The organism is Haloferax sp. S1W, from assembly GCF_044593955.1.
Classification (GTDB): domain Archaea; phylum Halobacteriota; class Halobacteria; order Halobacteriales; family Haloferacaceae; genus Haloferax.
Map to the genome: position 1 here is coordinate 1,860,035 of NZ_CP172595.1, position 23,859 is coordinate 1,883,893.

Genomic DNA, 23,859 nt, shown 5'->3' on the forward strand with positions numbered 1-23,859 from the left:
CAAAACGACTCTCGGTCGACGAAGGAAACTCCCGTGTTGTCTCGACAGTGTGAGAACCACCATCAGTGTGAGAACCACCATCAGTGTGAGAACCACACCAATCGCATGCCCACGTGAGGGTTTACCTCATCACATCGACGTGGTCTGTGTCACCGACCAAATTCACATGAATCAGATGAAATCGGGGTTTTAAATAAGGGGACGCCACAACGACCCGACGCCAATGCGCCGGTTCGAGCGAAAACAAAACATCTTCACAAACAAGGACGCCCTCGGGGAGTCCTACAAGCCCGAGCGCATCCAAGAGCGAGACGACGAAATCGAGGAGTACATGGATGCGCTCCAGCCCGTTGTCGACGGGTGGGAACCGAACAACGTCTTTCTCTACGGGAATACCGGCGTGGGCAAGACGGCAGTGACCGAGTTCCTCCTCGAGATGCTTCTCGAGGATGTCTCCCAGTACGACGACGTTGATTTGAGTGTCATCTCCATCAACTGTAAGACGCTCAACTCCTCGTATCAGGTTGCGGTCGAACTCGTCAACGAACTCCGCCCACCGGGCGCGGAGATTAGCTCGACCGGGTACCCCCAACAGACCGTCTTCAAGAAGTTGTTCCAAGAACTGGACGATGTGGGTGGGACCATCCTCATCGTCCTCGACGAAGTCGACTCCATCGGCGAACGCGACGAACTCCTCTACGAACTCCCACGGGCGCGCTCGAACGGCAAACTCGAAGCGGCCAAAGTCGGCCTCGTCGGCATCTCGAACGATTTCAAGTTCCACGACCAACTCGACCCACGCGTGCAGGACACGCTCTGCGAACGCGAACTGCACTTCCCACCGTATCAGGCACCTGAACTCCAGAACATTCTCGAGTCGCGCGCGAACGTCGCCATCGCCGAGGGTGCGTGCGAAGAAGGCGTCCTCAACCTCTGTGCGGCCCTCGCCGCCCGCGACAGCGGCAGTGCCCGACAGGCGCTCGACCTGCTCAGACTCGCTGGCGAACACGCCGAGAACAACGACGACGACCGAATCACGCTCAACCACGTCGACATCGCCCGCCAGAAACTCGAACAAGAGCGCGTCGTCGAGGGAATGCGCGAACTCACCGAAAACGGCCACTTCGCACTTCTCGCCGTCGTCTCCAAGGCTGCTCACGACGAGACGCCCTGTCGGATGCGCGACCTGTATCAGGAGTATCTTCGCCTGTGCAACTCCGCCGGCATCGACCCGCTCGCCCAACGGTCGGTCCACAACCACCTCTCGGACCTGCGGATGCTCGGTATCCTCTCGGCCGAAGAAAACCGCACTGGGTCGCGCGGAAACTACTACAGCTACGCCCTCGACGTTCCCTTCTCCAGTGCGATGGAAGCGCTCTCGGACGTGCTCTCTCTCGACTCCGTGTTAGAAGAGATTCGACGGACGGCCCGGAAGGCGGAAGCGGTCTAATCTGAGGCAGGCAGAAGCGATTTAATCTGACACCGGTCAGAAAAGCTGTTTTTCACGACCACACCAACTGGTTTTCTCCGCTTACACCAAGCCGAGTAACACCGACCCGGTGAGCATCGTGCCGAGCATCACGCCGAGACCGAACCCGAGAATTCGGGCCATCGCCCGGCGTGCGTCCGGTTCTGTCCACCCGGTTCCGGTGTCGAGGTGGTCCTGCATCGATTCGATGCCGCGGCCGAGGGCGACTGCACCCGACCACCCGAGCAGGCCGAACCCGAACACGAGAGAACCAAGTGCAAACGCCGTATCGACGCTCGCAGCGATATCGCCGAGCACAGAAGCAGCAACGAGCACCGCAGTTGCGACCACGACACCCGCGAAGAGCGCCGTGCCGACCAACCGGAGTCGGACACGCATGCGCTCGACGACCGAGGGGCGGTCGTGCGCCGATTGGTCGGGGCCAGCAGCCATCGCGGGTTAGTCGACTGCTTCGCGCATCCGCGGGTCCAGCGCGTCGCGCATGCCGTCACCGAGGAGGTTGAACCCCAGCACGGTGAGTGCGAGGAAGAACCCGGGGAAGAACGACCACCACCAGATGCCCGTCAGGAGGCCCTGATTCACGCCGTTCGAGAGCATCAGCCCCCACGAAGGCGTCCCGGCGGCAGCACCGAAGCCGAGGAACGAGAGCGCCGCGAGGTCGATGATGGCGAGGCCGAAATTGAGCGTGCTCTGGACCGTAATCGGTGCCAGACAGTTCGGCAGGACGTGCCGAACGAGCACGCGCGGGTCGGTCGCACCCAGCGCAATGGTCGCGTCGATGTACTCGTTTTCGAGCACGGTCAACGCCGCCCCGCGAACGACGCGGGCGAACCGCGGCGTGTAGACGAGGGTGAGTGCGGCCACCGCACGCCAGAGGCCGAGGTCGTCCGGGAAGATGGCGACGAGCGCGAGCGCCAACAGCAGCGACGGGAACGCGAGCAGCACGTCCATCGTCCGCATGATGACGTTGTCCGTCACGTCGCCGTAGTACGCCGCGATGATACCGAGGCCGACACCGAGCGCGGTCGACGCCGCGACGGTGACGGTTCCGAACAGCATGGCGTACCACGCGCCGTAGGCGACCCGTGGGAGGAGACTCCGTGCCTGTCCGTCCGTCCCGAAGAGGTACTGGAGGCTCGGTGCGGCGCGGTTCGGGTTCGACCCCAGTTGCGACTGGGTGATGGCGTCCAGCGAGATGAACAGTCTCGCGTAGATGGCGATGACCACCATCGTCACGATGATGGCGATGCCCGCCAACGCCAGGCGGTTCGACAGGAGCTTCGAGACGAACGGCGACGCTGTCACGCGGTCGATGAGACCCCGTTCTCCCGTGCCTGTCGTCGTCTCGGTCGTGGTTGTGGTTTCGGTGCTCATTGTTCGATCCTCGGGTCAAGGACGGAGTAGGTGATGTCCACGCCGAGGTTGACCAGCGTGAACAGGAACGCGAACGTCAGGACCGTTCCCTGAACGATGGGGTAGTCGCCGACCTTGATGGCCTCGACGAGGAGCGTTCCGATGCCGCCGATGGCGAACACCGTCTCCGTCAGCACTGCACCGCCGAGCAGGCCACCGAACTGGATGCCGATGACCGTGATGACGGGAATCATCGCGTTGCGGAACCCGTGTTTCAGGACCGTAATCTTCGCGCCTTGGCCCTTCGCGCGGGCGGTCCGGATGTAGTCCTGTCGGATGACCTCCAGCATCGACGAGCGCATCATCCGCGAGATGAGCGCCATCGAGTAGACCCCGATGACCGACGCCGGGAGAATCATGTGCCGGACGGCGGAGACGAACATGTCCCACTCTCCAGCGATGAGTGTGTCCACGGTGACGAGACCCGTCACCCGGATGGCCTCCACGTTGTAGAGGACCGAGATACGACCACTCGTCGGGAGCACGCCAAGCACCTGCGCGAAAAGCAAGATGAGAAGCGGGCCGCTCCAGAAGATGGGCACGCTGATACCGGCGAGCGCGCCGATACGGGTCAGGTGGTCCGTGATACTGTCTTGCTTCACGGCGCTGAGGATGCCCAGCGGGATGCCGAGGAACACGCCGATAAGCTGCCCGTAGATGGCCAGTTCGAGCGTGACCGGCAACTTGTTGATGAGAACCTGCCGAACGGTCGTGTTCCGCTGGATGATGAACGACTCACCGAACTGGAACTGGGCGGCGTCGGCGAGGAACCGGCCGTACTGCACCCAGATTGGGTCGTTCAGGCCGAGGCTCTCTTCGACCTGCCGAACGAACTCCTCGCTCGCACGCTCGCCCGCGATGGTAAGCGCAGGGTCCCCCGGAGAGAGGTGCAGGATGGAGAAGACGAGCGATGCCACTCCAACCAGCACCGGGACGAGCAACAGCAGCCGCTTGAGTACGAATCGTGACGAAATCATGTGTCGAAAGTGGGCCAGTCCTTAGTTCAGGCTGACCAGGTTGAGGTACGGTCCACTGATGGCCGCGGGCTTGAACCCGCTGACGCGCTTGGAGACGCCGCGGAGTTCGTCCGCGTAGTCGAGGTAGACCCACGGGGCCTCGTCGTGCGCAAGCTGGTTCGCCTGTTTGTAGAGCTGCTCACGCTCGGCGTCGTCGTAGGAACTCTGGCCCTGCTCGACGAGGTCCATGTACTCCTTGTTCGCCCAGCCCGAGCGGTTACTGGTGTTGTAACCCTCGGTGTCGAAGCTGACCCAGTCCTGTCCCTCAGTGAGTTTGTCTTCTTCCACCTGCGGATCCAGGAGGACGTAAAGGAAGTTGTCCGGGTCGGCGTTGTCGGTGTACCAGCCGAGGAAACAGGCATCGTGGCGTCCCTGCGCGGTGTATTCGAGGAACGGACCGAACGACTGCTGGTTGATTTCGACCTCGATACCGATGTCACCGAGGTTGGACGCGACGGTCTCTGCGGTCTGGATGGGCGACGGGTTGTACCCACGGGGGTTCTGGAACGTCGCCAGTTCGAACGAGAAGCCATCGCCGTAGCCGGCCTCTTCGAGGAGGCTCTGTGCCTTCTCGGGATCGTACGGGTAGGGGTCGAGACTGTCGTCGTGGCCGAGGACGTTCGGCGGCAGCGGCTGGCTTGCCTGCGTCGCGAAGCCAGAGTAAATCTCGTTGACGATAGCCTCGGTGTTGATGGCGTAGCTCACGGCCTGCCGGACGCGCTTGTCGCGGAACTCCTCGCGGCTGGCCATGTTGAACGCCATATAGCCGATGTTGATACCTTCGGTACTGACGAGGTCGGCACTGCTCGCGTTTTCGACCTGAATCGACGACTGTGCGCCGAGTCCGTCGACGATGTCGAGTTCGCCGCTCGCGAGCGACTGTGCACGCGTGGAGTTCTGGCCGATGGTGACGAAGACGGCTTCGTCGACGCCCGGACTGTCGCCCCAGTAGTCGGGGTTCGCTTCGAGGCGGATGAGTTCGTTCGCGTCGTCGAGGTTGCTGAGTTTGAATGGACCCGTACCGACCGGGTTCTTGCTCAGTTCGGTACCGTACTCCTCGATGGCGGCCTTGGAGTGAACGGCGGCCGCGAACATCGCCAGATTACGCAGGAACGGCGCGTACGTCTGGGTCAGCTGAATCGTCATCGAGTAGTCGCCGTCGACCTGAATCTCGTCGATCCACGCACCCAGCGTGAACGGACCGTACGCGGAGACGTAGTCGTCGCCAGCGTAGTGTTCGTAGTCGCTGTCGACGAAGCGACGATACGTCGCCACGAAGTCCTGTGCGGTGAACTCCTCGCCGTTGTGGAACGTCACGCCCTCGCGGAGTTTGATAGAGGCCGTCTTTCCGTCGAGGGAGTACTCCGTCGCGAGTCCCTGCGTCAGCGTGGACTTGCCCGGTTCGAAGTTGATGAGCGTGTCGTACAGTTGCTCCGTAACCTTCGCAACTTCACCGCTCGTGCTGTTCTGGAAGTCGAGCGTGGGCGAGTGGCTCCCACGACCGTAGCGGAGCACCTTCGGCGAGCCGCCGTCGCCGCCCTCGTTGCCACCCTCTTGGGTGGTGTCCTCACCGCCGCCACCGCCACTCTCGGTGGTCGTGTCAGTGTCTGAGTTCCCACTACAGCCAGCAAGGGCCGCGGTGGCCGCGGCCGTGCCCGCCGCGCTCAGGAAGCGACGCCGGGAAACGGTATTGCCATCCTGTGACATACGAGTAACTATCTACCACACCCTATAAAAATAACGGAGTCGGCCAGCGGTGATTGCAAGACGGCATCGGGGTGATGAGGAAAATATCCGTACCTACCAAAAATCAAGACGTGAGGGTCTGTCGCCCCGGATTTGTTAGTCTTCGAGAAGGTGGCAGGAGGCGGGATGTTCGTCAGTTCCGAGGGTCGGGGCCTCGCGTTCACAGATGCTTTCGAACTGGTCGCGGAGTACCTCGCTGGCCGCGTCCCACTCGTCATCGACGACGTGGCTGAGTGCACGGTCGACGACGCCGCGGTTCTCCGGGGACAACGTGTGCGAGATGTGGGACTCGCGGAGGTGGTCGACGAGGGCGTCGGCGTCTGCGACACCGCCGTCCGCGGTCACCGTAACGGTCTCTTCCGGTTCGCCGTCGCCCGCTGCGCCCTCCTGTACCACCGACGTGTCGAGCGTCTGCCGCTCGATTCGCTGTCGGAGGTCCATCACCTCGCGGTACGCCTCCTGTTCGATGTCGAGGCCTTTCGGCGGGATGACCTGCGGGCACCGCGTTCGGAAGTGGCACCCCGACGGCGGGTTGATGGGGCTCGGAACGTCACCTTCGAGGATAATTCGGTCGCCGGTGTCCGCCGCCGGGTCGGGTTCGGGAATCGCCGACAAGAGCGCCTGCGTGTACGGGTGTCGTGGGTCTTCGAACAGTTCGTCCGTGTCGGCGACTTCGACGATTTCGCCGAGGTACATCACGGCGACACGGTCTGAGATGTGCCGGACGACAGAGAGGTCGTGCGCGATAAACAGATACGTCAGACCGAACCGCTCTTGGAGGTCTTCGAGCAGGTTGATAATCTGCGCTTGTACCGACACGTCGAGCGCGGAGACGGGTTCGTCGGCGACGATGAAGTCCGGGTCGACGGCGAGCGCGCGGGCGATACCGACGCGCTGGCGCTGCCCGCCGGAGAGTTCGTGTGGGTAGCGGTCGTACTGCCCCACTTCGAGACCGACCGCGTCGAGCAGTTGGTGGACGCGACGGCGACGACGCTCCCGGTCGGAATCGCCCGGTGAGACGGTGACATCGACCGCCGAGACGGTATCGCCGGTTCGTTCGACTTCGACATCGACTCTGAGTCGTTCCTTCACGGATACGTCGACTTCGTTGTCGACGACCGTCACCGAGACGTGCGCAGTCGCAACCCCGTTAGACGAACCGACGATGGCGTCGATTTCGTCGTCCGTGGTGACGGTCACGCTGCCGGAGTCGATGCCCGAAACCTCGACTTCCGCCTCGCCGCGGACCTCGGGGTTCGACACGGGGAGGTCGTGAACGTCGAGTGGTTCTCGGATCGTCTGGCCGACGGTCATCCGCGGGTCGAGCGACGACAGCGGGTCCTGGAAAATCATCTGCATGTCGCGGCGCATTCCGCGCAGACCGTCGCTATCGAGGTCCGAGAGGTCGGTCCCCGAGAAGACGACCCGTCCGTCGGTCGGCGGCGTGAGGTGGAGCAGCGCCCGTCCGGCCGTGGACTTCCCACACCCAGACTCGCCGACGAGGCCGAGAGTCTCACCCTCGTAGACGGTGAAGTCGATGCCGTCGACCGCTTTCACGCTCTCTTTGTTCGACCCGAGGACCCGGTCGAGGACGCCATCGCCTTGCTGGTAGTACTTCTGCAATCCGTCGACTTCCACGAGTGGATTGTCGCTTGGCCCCGACTCGGACCACGCTTCGATGCCGTCGTGGCCGTACTCGGTCTTGTCGAACTCGTCGAGGATACACTTCGAGCGGTGGTCGGTTTCCTCGCCACCGTGTTGCTTGTACGGAATCTCGCCTGCCGTACACTCCTCTTGTGCCCACGGACAGCGTGGAGCGAAGTGGCATCCCGGCGGCATGTCGATGAGGTCCGGAACGTTGCCGTCGATTGGCGTCAGGCGCTCTTTTTCCTCGTCCGGGAGGGATTCGAGAAGCGCGTAAGTGTACGGATGCGACGGGTTGTGGAAAATCTCCTCGACCGGTCCCTCTTCGACGATTTCACCGGCGTACATGACCGCGACTCGGTCGCACGTCTCGGCGACGACGCCGAGGTCGTGGGTAATCATCAGCACCGACATCCCGAGGTCCTCCTGCAGGTCGTCGATGAGGTCGAGAATCTGCGCCTGAATAGTCACGTCGAGCGCCGTCGTCGGTTCGTCGGCGACGAGGATGCGCGGTTGACACGCGAGGGCGATGGCGATGAGGACGCGCTGGCGCATCCCGCCGGAGAACTCGTGGGGATACTCGTCGACGCGCGCACCCGGTTCCGGAATACCGACCGATTCGAGCACTTCGATAGTGCGCTCGACGATTTCGTCGTCGATGTCCCTGCTGAGTCGCGGCAGGAGTTCGCGCACGGCGTTGAACCACGAGTCCTTGCGACGGCCGCCGTACTGGTGGAGACGAAGACTCTCGGCGACCTGCTCGCCGACCGTCAGCGAGGGATTCAGCGAAGTCATCGGGTCCTGGAAAATCATCCCGATTTCGCTCCCGCGGACGGTCCGAAGCGCCTCCTCCGGCGCGGAAACGAGGTCGACGATATCCCCGTCGACGAACGCCGGGTTGTCGTACTGCTCCCGGAACTCGTCTGCGAGGTGCGGACTGTTTAGTTCGACGCTGCCCGAGACGATTTCGCCCGGGTCGTCGATGAGTCCCATCGTCGAGAGTGCCGTCACGCTCTTTCCGGACCCCGACTCGCCGACCAATCCGACCGTTTCGCCTTCCCGGATTGTGAGGTCAAGACCGTCGACTGCCTTGACGCGACCGCGGTCAGTCGAGAACTGGGTGCGGAGGTCCGAAAGAGAGAGCAGACTCGTCATTGACTGTGAATCTCCCTCATGCCATCAAATAACTTTCCAATCTTTGCCGATACCGCGAACCGGTTTCGTTCGAGCTATTCGAACCACCGAGAACCAAAAATACGGGACTGCACCGAGATTGTAAACGAGAATCCGAGTAAATCGGGCGCGCTCTGGTCACAGATTGGCATATAAACACCCTCTCGTGATACGTGCGCGCGAAGGGACAGAGAAGCGAAAGTTTACGTATCGGACCCCGACACCATCTCGCATGGATACACATCCGCTCTCCGAGTCGTCGAACACGTGGGAGACTGTCGTCGATGAATGCGAGTCCATCGCCGACGACTACCGGGGGCGTGACTGGCGCGTCGTCGTCGCCACTCCGGGCGACGTTGCTCCCGTCCCGCAACCCGGCGATTCGACCGTTGACCACGTCGGCCTCGATATCGTCGTCGGCGACGACGACTATGCCGACCTCGAATCAGCCGTCGGGGGAGCTACGTTCGACGAGTACGAGGCGTTCCGGGCCGTCACGGGCGGCCTCGTCTACCTCGCGCTCGTCGTCCGCGCTACCGACGACGAGGTTGCTGTTTGCCTCCCTCTCTACTACCGACTCGCCGAAACCGAGCGCATGTTCTCACTCATCGACGACGGCGAGACGATGAAGACGAAGGTCCACCCGCTGGACCCCGAGAAAGGAATCGAGTTCGTCCACGAGGACCCTGACCCGCTGCTCCCGCCGGACTGGAAAGCCGAGTAGACGCGATAACGCGGCTCTTTGTCACGTGGAATAGTTACTGGGATTCGTCCGACTCCACTGGGTCGTCAGTGGACGCCTCCGACTCCACAGCGTCGTCCGTAGTCGCATCCGACTCCACAGTGTTATCACCAGAATCGACAGCCACGTCACTGTCCGCTTCGGTGTCGATGCTGAGTGCGTCGTCTCGTTCGGTCTCCTCCCCCTGTTCTTCCTGCCGCCGTTCTTCGGCCCGCAACTCCGCTCTCGTGTAGGCGTCGTAAATCGCAAAGAGCCACACCGCGGGAACCAGCAGAATTCCCACGAAGGCGAACGTCGAGAACGCCGCGACAATCATTCCAACGGCGAACGCGAGCGCCCGTTCGAGTTCGCGGTTGTAGAGCTGTCCGAGTCCGGGGAACACCGCCGAGAGGAGCCCGGCGACGAAGGGGTTTCCACCCTCTAACAGGTCTTCGAGCGCCGAATCGACGGTCGATTTCGGCGGGTCGCGCTGGCGGATACCGCACGACGGACAAATCTCGGCGCGTTCGTCGATAATCGCGCCGCAATCTCGACAAAACACCTCGTTCGGGCCGCGCTCACGGTCCGAGGGTGTCCGGGAGGGCGTTGACATAGCTCAACTACGAGGTGGCAAACCGTAAACGTACGGCAGTGACCCACGACTTTAGTCGTGGGCTTCCGCCTCGAATCTGCGTGAGTGGCGCTACTCGTGTGCGGCCGATTCTCCACCGTCGGCGACGGCAGGGTCGGATTCGCGTTCGGCCTCGGAGCCCGAACGAGTGGAATCGGTGTCTGCTTCGGGAGTTGCATCGTCGTCGCCGTCGTGGCTTCCATCGTAGTCGCCGTCGTGGTCTCCATCGTAGTCGCCGCCGTGGTCTCCATCGTAGTCGTTGCCGTGGCTCCCGTCGTCCACGTCGAACTCGTCCACGAGGTCACGGAGTGACTGCGCCGACTGTGAGACGTCCTCGATGTTCCGTCTGACCTCGTTGATGGCCGCAGACTGTTCTTCGGTCGTCGCCGACACCGTCGCGGTCTGCGACGTCGTCTCCTCGCTCACGCTGGAAACCTCGTCGACCATCGAAACGACCTCCTCGGTGGTGACCGCTTGGTCTTCGGTCGCCTCGGAAATCTCTTCGACGCCGTGTTCGGCTTCGGTGACTGCGTCGGCGATATCGTCGAACATCTCGATGGCCTGTTCGATGGTTTCGGCCCCGCGTTCGACGTTTGTCTGCATCTCCTGCATGTCGCCGACCGTCTCGTCGGTCTGCGCGTGGATGGACTCGATGCGCGCTTCGACATCGTCGGTGGCCGCCCCGACTTCGTTCGCGAGCGACTTGATTTCGTTTGCGACGACTGCGAAGCCCTCGCCCGCTTCGCCCGCGCGTGCCGCCTCGATGGAGGCGTTGAGCGCGAGCAGGTTGGTCTGCTCGGCGATGTTCTGAATCAACTGGACGATTTCGTTGATTTCGTTGATTTGCGCCCGGAGGTCTTCGACCTGTTCGACTGCCTCGCCAGCCTCGGATTCGATGGCGGAGATTTCGCGCGTCGCCCCAGTGGCGTTTTCGCGGCCGCGGTCGGCGAGTTCCGCGGCGACGTTCGCCGTTTGGACCACGCCGTCGGCGGATGCTGCGACTTCTTCGATGGTCGCCGAGAGGTCGTTCATCTCGCCTGCCACCGTCTGAAGTTGCTCGGCTTGCTGTTCTGCGCCGTAGGCAATCTCTTCGACCGACTTCGCGGTCTCCTGACTCGCGGCTTCGATTTCTTCGGCGCTCGCGACCGTCTCGTTGCTCGCCGCCGCGAACTGGTCTGCGACCGTTTGCACTTCGACGAATCCACGCTCCAGTTTCTCGATGCCGTCGGCGAGGTCCGACATGATGGCACCGAACTCGCCGGGGAGGTCGGTTCGGACAGTCTGGTTCAACCTCCCGTCGCCGAGGTTCTGTCCCACGCTGCGGAGTTCAGCCACCTGCGTGCGGAGGTTTGCCTGCATCTCGTCGAACGCATCGACGAGTTCGCCGAGTTCGTCGTCGCCCGCGTCGATATCCACGTCGCCGTCGAAACGACCCTGTGCGAGCAACAGCGCCCGGTCTCTGAGCCGTTCAATCGGCTCGGAGAAGTGGTTCGAAGCGACGTACCCGGCACCCGCTCCCGCCACGATGATACCGCCGATGAGCAACAGGAGGATGTTCCGAGCGGACGCGGTCTGGTCGCGCACCTGCTGGCCGAGTTCCGCACTCGGAGCCGTCACGTCCGATTCCGGAACCGTGGCGACCAGTTCGTACCGACTGTCGCCGAACGTGAGGGGCGCGTAGCCGACGTAGTAGCGCTGTTCCGTGCCGCCTTCGTCGGTGATGGCGTGGGTTTCGAGCCCCTTCCCACCCGAACGAATGTACTCCTGTCCCGCGATGTCCGTCTCTGCGCCGACCAACTCTCCGTGGGAGTGGATGAGAACCTCACCGCCGCTCGCGATGCTCAGACGGCCGGAGTCGCCGACCGTGATGTCGCTCAAGAGCGCATCGAGCACGTCGTAGTTGAACCGCAAGGCGATGGTGCCAGCGAAACTCCCATCGTGGTACACTGGCGTCGAGACGTAAGCCCGCGCCTTGCCGTCAACATCCCGAACTGGGCCGACGTGGACGGACCCTTTCTTGAGTGACTCCGCGGCACCGAACCACTCGGAATCCGCATAGGTCACTCCGCTGGCCGATTCGGTTTTGACAACGTCACCGGAGCGCGTCGCTTTGATGACTCCCTCGCCGGTTTCGTCGGTGAGGATGATTGTGTCGAACACCGGGAGTTCCTCGCCGTTGACCTGCACCGTGCGGGTCTGCAGATACGTCCGGAACGAGTCGGCGATACCGCGTTCTGCGTCTTCGACCGCCGCGGTCTGGAGTTCGTAGTAGTAGACGCTTGGTGCGAGCACCCAGTCGAAATCCTCGTAGTAGGTGTAGGCGATGAACTTCTCTTCGACCGGGTTGCCGTCCTGCGTGGTGTCCTCCCAGTCGTACTCGGCGATGCCCCACGCGTCGCCGCGTCTGATGGCCGGCGTCCCCTCGATTCGCGAGTGGACGTCCTCGAACACCAGCAGATTCGCGTCGTCTTCGAGGTCGAAGCCGTCTTCGATGCCGTGGTGGATGACGACCTTCGATTCCCCGTCGATGATGTATGCGTAGCCGCTGTCGCCGATGTAGCCGGGTTGGAACGTGTTGTAGACAGTCCCGGACGGGCGGGTTCCGTCACCACTCGTTCCGGCGAGCGTCGCTTCGACTTTTGCTTCCACCTGGCGCTGTTGTTCCGGGGTGAGTTCCTCCCAACTCTTCCCGTTGTACTGCTCTTCGAGAATCGTCTGCTGCGTACTCTCGATTGTGCTGTGGAGTTGCAGCGCCATGTACCCCAGTTGCGTCTGGCTTTGCTCTTGGATGAGTTTCATCTCACCAGCACTCGCCGCCTCGTAGTTCTGCACCTGCGTCGAGTCCGCGAGCGCCCGTGCGTCCACCTCCCGCGAGTCGAGGATGGCCTGTATCTCCTCTTGCCGTGCATCCACGGTGTTGTTCAACTCACCAGTTATCTGCGTCTCGAGATGGGTCGCACTCTGGTCTTGTGCGAAATTCCCAACTTGCTGCATGTTGTAAATTCCCGCCACCCCGATAACCGTCACTGGGATGAGAGAAAGTGCGAGACACAGCGCGATTAGCTTCGTCCTGATGTTCATTTGTAATCACACTGTCCTATGTGCTGATTTCCCCGCCGTGAGGCCGCAATTCTTGCAGTCCGATTCGCAACACGCCATACACCACACTCAAAAATAGAGATGTTAAACTCCACGCCCCGATTATACTCGGTGATAACCACACTGTTAAATGCTAGTCACTAACAGGAGGGGACGAGCGTTCTTGGGCAATCAGTATTGTGTTATACGGTCAAGTCAAACACAATACATGTTTGGTGATACAACGGGACGTAGTTGGGGGTACGGGTCGTGGTATCACAACGGGTCGGGTGGCATCGTTCAGCAGCAGAACATGAACGGGTAAACGAGTGCGACTCGGTCGCCGTCTTCGAGTCGCGTGTCCAGACCGTCGAGTAGCTCGTTGAATCGGCCGTTGACCATCACCCTCGCGTACGCACGCGTCTGTTCGCCTTCCGGGTTCTTCCGCCAGGTTCCGGGGAGACGGTCGGTCTTGGCCCATCCGGGCGTCGTCGCGTCCGACTCCCGCTTGGCCATCACGAGGTCGCGCACGTCGTACTCCTCGAAGAACGCGTCGAGGAACTCGCGAAGCGTCTCGCCGTCGAAGGCAAATTCGAGTTGGTGTGTCCCGAGTGCCGTCCTGACGTGACCGGTACATCCGACTTCGACAGTCGTCTGCGGCGACTCACTGTCAGTCGCTTCCGCTGTCTCGCTCGCGTTCCCCGTCATATACCCGCATACCACGCGACGAGAGATGAGTGGCCTCCCGAACACGTTCGATGTCGGTGTGGGCAGACACCGAAGGCCGTGGATAACCCAGCGAAGTAGACTGATAACCGACTGAAGGCAGACAGTAACGAATCGAACACTGTCCAGTACGACTCCCCTGACGGTTGGCAAATCCACGACTCCAACTGTTCGAATTCGAGCGGTTACCGAGGAGGTCATTTTGGAGACGGTAACCCTGCCCCATCAATCGATATTCGTTCGAAAATCGACGTGAGAGAATCTCTCGCACATGAACCGAGGCCACCACATAACTAATTCTTGTCAAATCGTAGTCTAGATATAATGCAAATTGTACCAAAACGACTCTACGCAGCGGTCGTGCACAGTTCGGTGTTCCTCGGTGTGGCCACCATCGGAGAAATATACGTCGCGTCGTCTCTCGCGGGAATTCCCCCGAATGCGGCGCTCCTCGTCGGATTCCTCATTACCGTGGGCATCTACAACTTCGACAAACTCGCGGACCTCGACGCTGACGAGGCGAACTACGCCGGTCGGACCGCCTTCGTCGCGGCCCACCCGCGACTCTACGCCGGTCTGTCGGCACTCGCCATCGTCGTCGCGCTCGGACTCTCGATTCAACGCGGCGGCATATACGGTCTCGGCTTGACGCTGTTCCCCGGCGTCGTCGCCGTCTTCTACAGTTTACCACTCCTTCCGATACCCTCTGCCGACCGGCTCAAAGATATCTTCCTGGTCAATACGACCGTCGTCGCTCTCGCGTGGGCGGTCCTCGTCGCGTTCGTCCCGCTGGCGGTTGCGGCGGGTCAGTCAACCTACGTCGTCGGGGCGCTCGTCGCTGCGGTGTGGTTCTTCATCCGCTCGGCGATTTCGGTCGAGGTCCACAACGTCCGAGATGTCGAGGGTGACAGCGAAAACGGAGTGGCGACGCTTCCGACGGTCGTGGGCGTTCGTCGAACCCAGTTGATTCTCTATACGATGGAACTGTTCTCTGTGGGGCTTATCGCCGGTGCCGCGTGGCTCGGGTACATCCCACGCTGGGCACCAATTGCGCTCCTCCCGGCAATCGCCTACTCCGTGTGGATTACCTACGCGCTCACCGGAACGACTCGGTCTGTCGAACGACTCTGCACGCTCAGAGACGGTGAGGGTGTCTTGATGGTGCTGGGAATCATCGTCGCAACGTCTAGTGGCATGATTTTGCCCATTTAATCATTCACATACGCTTTTGTCGAATGAACAGAAAGTCACTATAGTGAGTACGAACGTCGGTGGGGTGACCCTGTGGGAGAAATTCCTTATTTCTCAACCGGCCACAGTCGTTGCTGCCGTTCTCCTGTTGATGCTTGCTTCGGGCGCCATCAGCATCGGCGTTACCGTGTACACGTGGCGTAATCGGAAGACACCGGGTGCGACCGGGCTGAGTGTGCTCGCCGCCGCGAGCGGGTTGTGGTCGATTGGCTACTTCATCGAACTCCTCGTCTCAGATATCGGACTCAAACTTCTGGTGGCGAATATCGAGTGGGCGGGCGTCCTCGTCGCACCAATCGCGTGGTTCGTCTTCACATTCTCGTACACCGGACGAGACCGATACACGGCACCGGGGCCGCTCATGGTTATCTCGTTTCTTCCGATGCTCACGTTAATCGCCGTCTGGACCAACCCCGCTCACCACCTGATGTGGACGACAACCGAGGTCGTCTCCACGGCTAACGGAGTAATCACCATGATGCAGCACGAGTGGGGACCACTGTACTGGGTAATTCTCGGATACAGCTACTTGCTCTGGCTTGCCGGTGCGCTCGTTCTCTTTCGGACCATGCTCGACATGCCGCAAGTCTATCGACTGCAGGCGGTTACGCTCATCCTCGGGACGCTGATGCCTGTCCTCGGGAACTTCGCCACGACGTTGCTCGAACTGTACGGTGCTGCCATCGATATGACGCCCGCGGCGTTCGCCTTCGCGGGACTCTCGTACGCCATCGCGCTCAGTCGCTACGACCTGCTCGGGTCGCGGCCGGTCCCGCGGGCGATTGCCTGCGAACGCATCGTCAAGTCGATGGCCGACGCGGTGGTCGTGACCGACACGAAGTGGCGCGTCATCGCCCTCAACAAGACGGCAGAGGAGATATTGGAGCGCCCCGCCGAGACCCTCAAGGGACACCCAATCAGCGATATCATAAGCGGCACCGACTCCACGCAGACGAACGTCGGCAACGTCGCGGTCAAACTCGGTGAGAGCCAACGGGACTTCGAACTCCTGACAAGCACGTTCACCGACCATCACGGTCGCCCAATCGGGAGCGCGCTCGTCTTCCGCGACGTGACCGACCGCCGTCGAAACATGCAGCAACTCGAAGTGATGAACCGCGTCCTTCGACACAACCTCCGGACCGAAGCCAACATGCTCTTCGGGTATGCCGACCTCGTCACCGAAGCGCTTGCAAACGGGTCGACCGACAGAGCGGGCCGATACGCCAAAATCGTTCGCGACCGCGCCTTCTCCCTCGTCAACATCAGCGAGAAGGCCAAAAAACTCGCGACGCTGCAAGAGAGCATCGCCGAAAATCAACAGGGAGAACTCGTCCCAGTCGAGAAGCAACTACAGCGTGCGGCCAACGCGGTCGAGGATGAACATCCCGAGTGTGTCATCACCGTCAAACCATCGCTGAACGAGCACGTGGTCTCTTCGTCGGCGTTAGAAAACGTCGTGCAGGAACTCATCGAAAACGGCGTCGTCCACAACTACTCGGACGTACCGACCGTCTGGGTACAGGCGTTCGAATTGGACGATACGATAGAGATTCACGTCGTCGACGACGGTCCCGGTATCAACCCGAACGAACTCGTTGCAATCCGAGCACACGGTGAGACGCCGTTGCAGCACGGAAGCGGACTCGGACTGTGGTTGGTCACGTGGGGCGTCGACCAACTCGGCGGCGAGGTGTCGTTCGAGCGCACCGAGGAAGGCGGCACCGATGCAATCCTCCGAATTCCGGTCCGCCGACAACAGACGGGCGGAGAGGAGACGGACTCGAAAGACCGCAAGGAGAACACAGAGGCGACAAACGAGAGGTGAGCGGGTGACGAATCGACGCCGTCAGGAGTGTTACTCCCTGACCGACTGCGTCGCGTTCGCGGTAGCGCCGTCCGAATCGGTGACCGTCAGCGTCACGTCGAAGCGTTCCCCGCGCACGTGCTTTATCTTGAATTCGTCCCGGCCGGTGGCGCTCGTTCCACCCACGCTCGTCTCCGACCGGCCGACGGTCTGGCCTCCCGAATCGACCACTTCGACCATCACACGGCGGAGGTTCCCGTCGGCGTCGGAGACCGCCCAATCGGCGATTATCTCGGCGTGCGGGTTCGGCGACCCGAGTTCGGTAACTGTGTAGTCGTCGATGGCTGGCGGGTGGTTCGTGGACTCGGTCGTCGTGAACGGGACCGAACTCCCCGTCGCCGTGTCTCCGTCGCTGGCGTCGACCACCGCCCGGAACTCGTAGTCGGTCCCACTGGCGAGTCCGTCGACGGCGGTACTGAAGCCACCAGTCGCCGACAGAGTCTGCGGCGTCGTACCCGACCATGAACTCGCCCCTACCTCGCGGTATTCAAATCCGACATCGGCCGACGCGGCGTTTCCGAGGTCGTCCAGCGACCCTTCGAGCGTGGCGGTTGTCTCGCCGACATTCGTCGCCGACCCGGTGGTGACCGCTGGCGGGTCGTCGGTCGTCGTGAACGTGACGACACTCCCCGTCGCTGTATCCCCGTCGCTCGCGGTGGCGACCGCACGGTACTCGTATTCGACGCCGTCGGTCAGGCCGTCGACCGATTCGCTGAAGCTCCCGGTCGCGGAGAGCGTCTGGGTTGCGGTCGTCGCCCAATTGCTCGCACCCACTTTGCGGTATTCGAACGAGACGTCTGCCGAGGCGGCGCCACCGAGGTCGGTGAGAGTCCCTTCGAGCGTCGCGGTCGTCTCGCCGACCGCCGAGGGACTCTCGGTTGTCACCGCGACGCTCGCGTCGCCGTCGCCGCTCTCGGCTTCGTAAGTCACGTCGAGGCGCGGCGGTGTCGCCCCCTCGGCGGAGTAGAAGTCCCACCCGTTGTCTCCGGACGGGAGGAACACCCACCCGAGGTTGGTCTGGCCGTCAACCCACGCCTGGACACTGGCCGTCACGTCTATCGGCGTCGGCTCCTCGATGACGGTCCCGGTGGTCACGTCGGTACTCGTCGCAGCTTCCACGCCGTCGGCCTGGATACCGTCACCGCCGAACGTCTCCCAGGTGTCCGTGTCCGTCCACGCCGTAAGCATTCGGTGGAGCGACGCTCCGTCGCCGTTGTTTGTCGTCTGGACCGTCAGCGTGGCGCTAGTGACGGTCGTCCCGACAGGGACCTGACCACTGTCCGCCCCGACGACGTTCTCGAATCGCACGAGGGCGTGGACGTCTCGGTTAGTGCCGTTCGGGTCGTCGCTGTCGACGTTGAGCGTCGTCGCCGAGGCATTGTTCGCAGACGGACTGTCCTCCTGCAAGTACGTGTCGACGGTGCCTGCGTACCCATCTGTTCCCTGCTGGAACGTCACCGTCTCCGTGGTGGAGTCGGGTCCGCTGAACCTGCTCGCGAAGTCGAGGTCGAACCCGAACTGGCTACTGCTGTCCGTCGCGAACTGGTCGAGCGACGGTGAGTACGTCCGGACGGCGATACGGTCCTGACCGTCGCTCCCACCGCCTGGGACGAATTGGACGAGGCGCAGCCACCCATTGCCGCCGTTCGGGTAGTCCTGATAGTTGGCGAGTATCTCGTAGACGGAGCGTCCGGCGGCGTTGGTGGACACCTGGTGATACTCACCGTTGTCAGAGCCGGAGCTCTCGTGGAAGTTCCCGTTGAGAACCATGAACACCTGCGGATTCGGCTCGATGATCGCTTTCCATATCTCCTGGCCCGAACTCCCGTCGCCGCTGTTTTCCTCGACGAACGTCGTCCGACCCGGTGGATTGCCGTCCCAGACGTACGAGTGCGTCGTGACGATGGTCGGCCGGTCGGAGTACTGGTCCATGACGCTCTGTGCCCATCCGAGGGGCGTGCTCGCGTCGCTGGCGTCACCCGGTGCCTCCCACTCCAGGTCGATGTGGAGGAAGTCGTATCCGCCCGCTGAGAAGAGTTGATAGTGACTCAGGTCGTTCGGCGCGGCCCCACCGAACCAACTCCGACCCTCGTACCGCGACTGGCCGAAATACTGCCGATAGTACGCCGTCGACGAACTCCGGTCTTCCTCGACCGCCCAGTCGTGGTCACCTGGTGGCGTGGCGTACGGGACGAGTCCATCGGGGGTCGTCGAGAGGTCACCGTCGAGCGTGTCCACGATGGCGTCCATCCGCTCCCACTGGGTCTGGTTCGACCCGTCGTCCACGATGTCGCCCTCGTGGGTGACAAACGCGACGTTCTCCGCGTCGAGGTTGTTCACGACCCAATCTGTCTGGTCTTGCGCATAGGTGATGAGAGTCGAACTCTTCGCGTACTTCTGTGTGTCGGGAAGGGCGACGATAGTCCAGTGACCACTCTGCGCATGTACCGGTTCGCTCCCGGCCACCCCGGTGTAGAACGCACCTGCCCCGGCGAGTTTCAGGAACGTCCGTCGGTCGAACCTGGGTCCAAGCCCCGATGATGCCCCATCTGCGCCCCGTCGTTCTGCCCCCCGTTCCGGCGGGTCGACGCCAGTGGAGGTTCCGCCCTCGTCCACGTCCGTCGATTCGCCCTCGTCCACGTCCGCCGACGACGGTACGTCACCCACGTCCGTCGTCTCATGCCCGTCTAGTCCCTCGGGGATATTCGTCTCGTTCATACTCTCTGCTCGGTGAGGACGACGAGAGTTTGACACATTGTAACTCGTGCCATAAGACATCCGGGGACTGGAACATCTCGTTTCGAGAACAATATCAGACGAATCTGCGGTGTCGGCCGTGACCGTGAGGACGGTCCTGTCGGCGTCAACGAGGTCACCCGTTCGGCCTCGCGAATATGATGGACTAACTGATAATTTACGGCTGAAAAGCACCCAGACGGTCAGAGAGCGGGGGTGAAGTGGCCTGTCCCACCTAGTTCGATACGCCCCCGGTGTCGTCGCGGAGTTCCGTCCGCCGAATCTTCCCGGTCACCGTCTTCGGGAGTTCCTCACGGAACTCGATTTCGCGTGGATACTCGTGGGCCGCCAACTCGGATTTGACGTGATTCTGGATGTCTTCCGTGAGTGGTTCTGACGGCGTCGCGTCGGCGCTCGGAACGATGTACGCCTTGACGATGTTCCCGCGTTCCGGATGCGGTTTGGGGACGACGGCCGCCTCGGCGACGGCGGAGTGTTCGCCGAGCGAACTCTCCACTTCGAACGGTCCGATGCGGTACCCCGACGAGAGAATCACGTCGTCGGCGCGCCCTTCGAACCAGAAGTAGCCGTCTTCATCCTTGTGCGCGAGGTCACCCGACCGATACCAGCGTCCGTCCGGCCCGTCGATGAACGCCGCGCGCGTCTTCTCGGGCTTTTCCCAGTACTCGGCGAAGAAACACGGATAGTCGCCTCGTTCGGCGATTTCGCCGGTCTCGCCCGGTGGGAGAACCTCGCCCGTCTCCGGGTCGATAATTTCCGCTTCGATACCCGGAAGCGGCTTGCCCATCGACCCCGGACGCAATTCCATCGTCGGGTAGTTGTTGATAATCATGTTCCCCGTCTCGGTCTGGCCGTAGGTGTCGAGGACGGTGACGCCGAGGGTCTCTTCCGCCCACTCGACGACGCCCGCGCTGAGCGGTTCGCCGATAGAGAGCGCGTGCCGGAGGTCGACCGACACATCGTCGAGAACCGACTCGTTTTCGCGGAGCATCCGGTAGGCCGTGGGCACCGAAAACAGGACCGTAATGGGATAGTCGTCGAGGAGTTCGGCCCACACTTCGGGGTCGAACTCGCCTTCGTAGACGAACAGCGACGCACCCCAGAACCACGCCCCGAGGGTGTTGATTGCGCCCGTCAACCATCCGAGGTCGCCCGTGGACCAGTAGATATCGCCGGGTTGGAGGTCAACCGCGTACCGTTGTGTTGCGGCGACACCGGCCAGCCATCGCTGTTTGTGGAGGACACCCTTCGCCAACCCGGTCGTCCCGGACGTGTAATACAGGAGCGCATCGTCCTCGCCGCTGGTCTTCGCCGTCTCGTACTCGGTGCTCGCGTCGTCGAGCGTCGGGGTGAAGATAACGTCGTCCGCGGGCGCGCCACCGCCGCGGTCGACCGTGATGACGTGTTCGACGCTGGGCGCGTCTTCGAGCGCGTCGGCGATGGTGTCGCGGTTGTCTGTCGTCGTCACCACGACCGACGCGTCGCAGTCCGAGAGTCGATAGGAGATACCATCAGGGCCGAACCGCTCGTTGATGCTCCCCCACACAGCACCGTGTTTGAGCGTCCCGACGAGCGCGACGTAGTGTTCGGGAATCCGCGGCATGTAGGAAAACACCCGGTCGCCCGCCTCGACACCGAGTTCGGAGAGGACGTTCGCGAACTGACTCGACCGGTCGGCCAACTCCCAGAAGGTCAGTGTCGTGAGTTCGCCGTCCGTCCCGACCTGATACAGGGCCACGCGGTCCCGCGCGGTGGCGTGACGGTCGACCGTCTCGTGCGCGATGTTCAAAGACTCCGGCGCGTCCCACGATGCCTCATCGTAGATGTCCTGCCACGAGAATTCGGCGCGGGCCGCCTCGTAGTCTGCTAAATTGTGTTCGTCCATTCCACGTGTCACCACACAACAATATTTAATAATAATTCGGGATAGAAACTGTGAACGGCGGGGGAAGTGGTTAGTCGAGAGCGAACGCAGTGAATTACGACGAGACCGAAGTACCGACCAGCGGGGGACGAAACAAACTGCAATCTTCCCGATAACAAGTGATAAATTTCTAACTAGAAAACTCACAGAGTAGACATGCGTCGACGTGACTTTTTGCGTGGCATCGCTGCGTCCTCCTCGATAGCTGTCGCGGGTTGTTCAGGGGTGATTGGTGAAAGCGAGACCGAGAAAACGACCCATCACCCCGTGCGGTCGACCACCATCCGAAATGAGGTTCCATCTGGCATCACGCAAACGGTGTTCATACTGGACCTCGTCGAGAAGAACGAAACAGTGGAGATGCTGGTCTCACCGCGAGTCGATTTTGGTAGATACCACGTCTCGGGACCGAAGCAAACGACGGTCCATCTGATTATCGACGATTTTGTCGACCAGTGGCAACAACAGTGGACTGAGCAGAATGGGCTAGCAGGTACCCTTTCATTCGAGTCACGACCTGAGACTCCAGTTACGATTATCGCGAAGACAGAATTTGAGGAGGGCGGGTCAATTGAGACCAGTCGCTACGAAGAAATTCAGTTTGCTTCGGATAGCAACTGAGGAGGTCGTGTTTGACAACGTCGGCTCGGTTGAAACCCTCTGGCTATGATAAGAACGGCGTGCTGAATATAGAGGGTGTGTGCAGCAGGCCGTCATCTAGATTCTCTGGTCTCATGCACCCTAGACACAGGAATTTCATCACCATCTGCTGTGGCGTCATCACCATGTTTATTTTCTGAACATTCATTGAATTATTATGAACTCGCCCTCCCCACTGTCCCGGCGCCACCTGCTTCAGGCGCTTGGTGTCACAGGCAGTGTTGCTGTTGCTGGCTGTCACACGAATATCTCTCAGGGAACGTCGTGCGAGAACCGAACTCGCCTGTCGCTGACCGAAGTCCAAGACTCCCATGTTTCGAACGAATTCAGCACTCCGATTGACGGACTCCCGTATGGCTCGAAGGCAATCGTGAACAAAGCTATCGAGACTGGTGAAGCGACCTCTCGTGGCTACTATTCTCCACAACCCCATGATGAGTATGCCGTCACGAGTCCGAATCCACGCTTCTATCGCGTTCGAGCGACCACGCACGACCCCGTAGAAACAACGGGATACGAATACTCAGTTGACATCGATGTCAACAAGTCTTCTATCTCGGACACCGATCAGGTCTACTCGTTTACCGAGTTACCCTCTCATGACCGCGACTCCATTCACCGTGCGATCGGGAATTCTCATCTCCTCCACGCCCCGCATTACTCCTCGTTCACGGTCGTATTCGCATACGAGCGTCTTTCGAGACGAGAGCAATCGGTGTTCGTGCCCGAGACCACGGTCACGTACGTCCGATGGGATGGTATCTTGTTGCGGCTGACACCAACGGAGAGTCGGCCTGTTCAAATCGTGAGTACTACACTTACTGCCGAACGTGTTGCTGAGTCCCCCGAGGAGTTCCTCACTCACATGGGTGACAAACGCGGTGTCGTCCTTTCTGAACTGACGAGTGGCCAACGAGAGATCATCGATCAGGCTATCGAAGACGAGTATACTGAATGTCAACCGCGTTCGGACGCGTTCTCTGGCCTCATTGAACAGCTGTCTACTGTCGAGGGGAAGAGTGTCCCGCTTGTTCGCTATGATGGCGTCTGGTATTTCACGCATCTCTCTTGGTGAGATTGGGACCCAAGGAGAGTTGCCAAGCATCGACACTCCACTCTACATACCCGCCTCATTTGTGACCGACTCACGCCCTGTGTTCACCACGGCCTCAACAAACTACCCGCGAATGAGGATTTCAACAGAGTCACTACGTCCGTTGCGTCCAATTTGATTACCGAGGTGTCGCATCAGGTGTCGATGTCTTTCAGCCTTTGCTCTAGTTTGGTTGCGGTTTCAGTCGCCACGCTCCGCAACTCTGCTTCCCCAATATCTCTTTGCCCGCGTAGCTCTGGGTCCTCACAATACGCCTCGGCTTCCGCGAACATATTCTGCAGAATTTGATACGTCTCCTCGGAGAACTCCCCGTCTTCTTCGATGAATTCATCCAGATATTCATCAGAGAACTCACGTGCGGTCTTTTCGTTTTGAATGAATTGCTGGATGAGTTGCGAATATTTCTGTATTATCTCTTTATCGCTCATTGATGGTCTACTATCGCCATCTATTTTTTGACGCTAATCTCGGGCCGTGGCAGACCGTCAGTTCGGTTGGCATCATGTAGAGTTCTCCTCGGTGTCCTCTTCGCTCGTAGTTTCGTGGTTGAACGCGATGTATTTCCCGACGGTGAACACCCGACCGTTGATATATTCACACACTTCACCGGCTCGCAGGCCAGTGTAGATGCAAACGTCGCTCGAATACT

Annotated in this window: 18 protein-coding genes; 6 read left to right on the top strand and 12 right to left on the bottom strand. The window is 61.0% G+C overall.

All coding sequences use genetic code 11. The features are described from left to right. Nucleotides 1-223 precede the first annotated feature (223 nt). Nucleotides 224-1,450, top strand: a complete 1,227-nt coding sequence (locus ACH9L7_RS09780) for an orc1/cdc6 family replication initiation protein (protein WP_396610530.1) — start codon at nucleotides 224-226, stop codon at nucleotides 1,448-1,450. An 81-nt stretch (nucleotides 1,451-1,531) separates the two neighbouring features. Here the strand turns inward: ACH9L7_RS09780 and ACH9L7_RS09785 are convergent, their stop codons facing one another. From ACH9L7_RS09785 to ACH9L7_RS09805, 5 genes are all read right to left on the bottom strand, one after another. After that, nucleotides 1,532-1,921 (bottom strand): hypothetical protein, encoded by a 390-nt coding sequence (locus tag ACH9L7_RS09785; protein ID WP_396610531.1) that lies wholly within the window; start codon nucleotides 1,919-1,921, stop codon nucleotides 1,532-1,534. Between the two features lie 6 nt (nucleotides 1,922-1,927). Then, on the bottom strand, nucleotides 1,928-2,863 hold the full coding sequence (locus ACH9L7_RS09790; protein ID WP_396610532.1) for an ABC transporter permease: 936 nt from the start codon (nucleotides 2,861-2,863) through the stop codon (nucleotides 1,928-1,930). Next, nucleotides 2,860-3,879: an ABC transporter permease gene (locus ACH9L7_RS09795; RefSeq protein ID WP_396610533.1), complete on the bottom strand. Its 1,020-nt coding sequence runs from the start codon at nucleotides 3,877-3,879 to the stop codon at nucleotides 2,860-2,862. The genes ACH9L7_RS09790 and ACH9L7_RS09795 overlap by 4 nt, the downstream gene beginning before the upstream one ends. A gap of 21 nt (nucleotides 3,880-3,900) precedes the next feature. Then, complete coding sequence (locus tag ACH9L7_RS09800) at nucleotides 3,901-5,625, bottom strand: ABC transporter substrate-binding protein (protein WP_396610534.1); 1,725 nt, start codon at nucleotides 5,623-5,625, stop codon at nucleotides 3,901-3,903. Between the two features lie 135 nt (nucleotides 5,626-5,760). Next, nucleotides 5,761-8,463 (bottom strand): dipeptide ABC transporter ATP-binding protein, encoded by a 2,703-nt coding sequence (locus tag ACH9L7_RS09805; RefSeq protein ID WP_396610535.1) that lies wholly within the window; start codon nucleotides 8,461-8,463, stop codon nucleotides 5,761-5,763. Between the two features lie 250 nt (nucleotides 8,464-8,713). Here ACH9L7_RS09805 and ACH9L7_RS09810 point away from each other — a divergent pair, with 250 nt between their 5' ends. Beyond that, a complete protein-coding gene (locus ACH9L7_RS09810; RefSeq protein ID WP_396610536.1) occupies nucleotides 8,714-9,205 on the top strand; it encodes a hypothetical protein in 492 nt (163 codons plus the stop codon). A 34-nt stretch (nucleotides 9,206-9,239) separates the two neighbouring features. Here ACH9L7_RS09810 and ACH9L7_RS09815 read toward each other — a convergent pair whose 3' ends face one another. The 3 genes from ACH9L7_RS09815 to ACH9L7_RS09825 all read right to left on the bottom strand — a co-directional run bounded on the left by ACH9L7_RS09815 (nucleotide 9,240) and on the right by ACH9L7_RS09825 (nucleotide 13,619). Continuing rightward, entirely contained in the window at nucleotides 9,240-9,815 is a 576-nt protein-coding gene (locus ACH9L7_RS09815; protein ID WP_396610537.1) for a zinc ribbon domain-containing protein, read from the bottom strand. Nucleotides 9,816-9,905: 90 nt separating this feature from the next. Continuing rightward, complete coding sequence (locus ACH9L7_RS09820; RefSeq protein ID WP_396610538.1) at nucleotides 9,906-12,914, bottom strand: methyl-accepting chemotaxis protein; 3,009 nt, start codon at nucleotides 12,912-12,914, stop codon at nucleotides 9,906-9,908. A gap of 297 nt (nucleotides 12,915-13,211) precedes the next feature. Then, nucleotides 13,212-13,619 carry a MoaD/ThiS family protein gene (locus ACH9L7_RS09825; protein WP_396610539.1) on the bottom strand — a complete coding sequence of 136 codons (408 nt, stop codon included), beginning with the start codon at nucleotides 13,617-13,619 and terminating at the stop codon, nucleotides 13,212-13,214. Between the two features lie 342 nt (nucleotides 13,620-13,961). Here ACH9L7_RS09825 and ACH9L7_RS09830 point away from each other — a divergent pair, with 342 nt between their 5' ends. After that, nucleotides 13,962-14,849 carry a UbiA family prenyltransferase gene (locus ACH9L7_RS09830; RefSeq protein ID WP_396610540.1) on the top strand — a complete coding sequence of 296 codons (888 nt, stop codon included), beginning with the start codon at nucleotides 13,962-13,964 and terminating at the stop codon, nucleotides 14,847-14,849. 43 nt (nucleotides 14,850-14,892) lie between these two features. Then, nucleotides 14,893-16,716 (top strand): histidine kinase N-terminal 7TM domain-containing protein, encoded by a 1,824-nt coding sequence (locus ACH9L7_RS09835; RefSeq protein WP_396610541.1) that lies wholly within the window; start codon nucleotides 14,893-14,895, stop codon nucleotides 16,714-16,716. Nucleotides 16,717-16,746: 30 nt separating this feature from the next. Here ACH9L7_RS09835 and ACH9L7_RS09840 read toward each other — a convergent pair whose 3' ends face one another. After that, entirely contained in the window at nucleotides 16,747-19,473 is a 2,727-nt protein-coding gene (locus ACH9L7_RS09840; protein ID WP_396610542.1) for a DNRLRE domain-containing protein, read from the bottom strand. 253 nt (nucleotides 19,474-19,726) lie between these two features. Next, on the bottom strand, nucleotides 19,727-21,397 hold the full coding sequence (locus tag ACH9L7_RS09845; RefSeq protein ID WP_396610543.1) for an acyl-CoA synthetase: 1,671 nt from the start codon (nucleotides 21,395-21,397) through the stop codon (nucleotides 19,727-19,729). 195 nt (nucleotides 21,398-21,592) lie between these two features. Here ACH9L7_RS09845 and ACH9L7_RS09850 point away from each other — a divergent pair, with 195 nt between their 5' ends. Both ACH9L7_RS09850 and ACH9L7_RS09855 read left to right on the top strand, forming a co-directional pair. Beyond that, nucleotides 21,593-22,057, top strand: coding sequence for a hypothetical protein (locus ACH9L7_RS09850; protein WP_396610544.1), 465 nt, complete (start codon nucleotides 21,593-21,595; stop codon nucleotides 22,055-22,057). Nucleotides 22,058-22,901: 844 nt separating this feature from the next. Next, nucleotides 22,902-23,171, top strand: a complete 270-nt coding sequence (locus ACH9L7_RS09855) for a hypothetical protein (protein ID WP_396610545.1) — start codon at nucleotides 22,902-22,904, stop codon at nucleotides 23,169-23,171. Between the two features lie 173 nt (nucleotides 23,172-23,344). Here ACH9L7_RS09855 and ACH9L7_RS09860 read toward each other — a convergent pair whose 3' ends face one another. Beyond that, nucleotides 23,345-23,638, bottom strand: coding sequence for a colicin immunity domain-containing protein (locus tag ACH9L7_RS09860; RefSeq protein ID WP_396610546.1), 294 nt, complete (start codon nucleotides 23,636-23,638; stop codon nucleotides 23,345-23,347). A gap of 72 nt (nucleotides 23,639-23,710) precedes the next feature. Next, nucleotides 23,711-23,812 (bottom strand): hypothetical protein, encoded by a 102-nt coding sequence (locus ACH9L7_RS09865; RefSeq protein WP_396610547.1) that lies wholly within the window; start codon nucleotides 23,810-23,812, stop codon nucleotides 23,711-23,713. Between the last annotated feature and the right edge of the window lie 47 nt (nucleotides 23,813-23,859).

Excerpts from the sequence above, each read along its gene's own strand:
- ACH9L7_RS09850 (WP_396610544.1), top strand. The coding sequence starts at position 21,593 with ATGCGTCGACGTGACTTTTTGCGTGGCATCGCTGCGTCCTCCTCGATA.
- ACH9L7_RS09830 (WP_396610540.1), top strand. The coding sequence starts at position 13,962 with ATGCAAATTGTACCAAAACGACTCTACGCAGCGGTCGTGCACAGTTCG.
- ACH9L7_RS09780 (WP_396610530.1), top strand. The coding sequence starts at position 224 with ATGCGCCGGTTCGAGCGAAAACAAAACATCTTCACAAACAAGGACGCC.
- ACH9L7_RS09785 (WP_396610531.1), bottom strand. The coding sequence starts at position 1,921 with ATGGCTGCTGGCCCCGACCAATCGGCGCACGACCGCCCCTCGGTCGTC.
- ACH9L7_RS09840 (WP_396610542.1), bottom strand. The coding sequence starts at position 19,473 with ATGAACGAGACGAATATCCCCGAGGGACTAGACGGGCATGAGACGACG.
- ACH9L7_RS09800 (WP_396610534.1), bottom strand. The coding sequence starts at position 5,625 with ATGTCACAGGATGGCAATACCGTTTCCCGGCGTCGCTTCCTGAGCGCG.
- ACH9L7_RS09825 (WP_396610539.1), bottom strand. The coding sequence starts at position 13,619 with ATGACGGGGAACGCGAGCGAGACAGCGGAAGCGACTGACAGTGAGTCG.
- ACH9L7_RS09860 (WP_396610546.1), bottom strand. The coding sequence starts at position 23,638 with ATGAGCGATAAAGAGATAATACAGAAATATTCGCAACTCATCCAGCAA.
- ACH9L7_RS09795 (WP_396610533.1), bottom strand. The coding sequence starts at position 3,879 with ATGATTTCGTCACGATTCGTACTCAAGCGGCTGCTGTTGCTCGTCCCG.
- ACH9L7_RS09810 (WP_396610536.1), top strand. The coding sequence starts at position 8,714 with ATGGATACACATCCGCTCTCCGAGTCGTCGAACACGTGGGAGACTGTC.
- ACH9L7_RS09820 (WP_396610538.1), bottom strand. The coding sequence starts at position 12,914 with ATGAACATCAGGACGAAGCTAATCGCGCTGTGTCTCGCACTTTCTCTC.
- ACH9L7_RS09805 (WP_396610535.1), bottom strand. The coding sequence starts at position 8,463 with ATGACGAGTCTGCTCTCTCTTTCGGACCTCCGCACCCAGTTCTCGACT.
- ACH9L7_RS09790 (WP_396610532.1), bottom strand. The coding sequence starts at position 2,863 with ATGAGCACCGAAACCACAACCACGACCGAGACGACGACAGGCACGGGA.
- ACH9L7_RS09845 (WP_396610543.1), bottom strand. The coding sequence starts at position 21,397 with ATGGACGAACACAATTTAGCAGACTACGAGGCGGCCCGCGCCGAATTC.
- ACH9L7_RS09815 (WP_396610537.1), bottom strand. The coding sequence starts at position 9,815 with ATGTCAACGCCCTCCCGGACACCCTCGGACCGTGAGCGCGGCCCGAAC.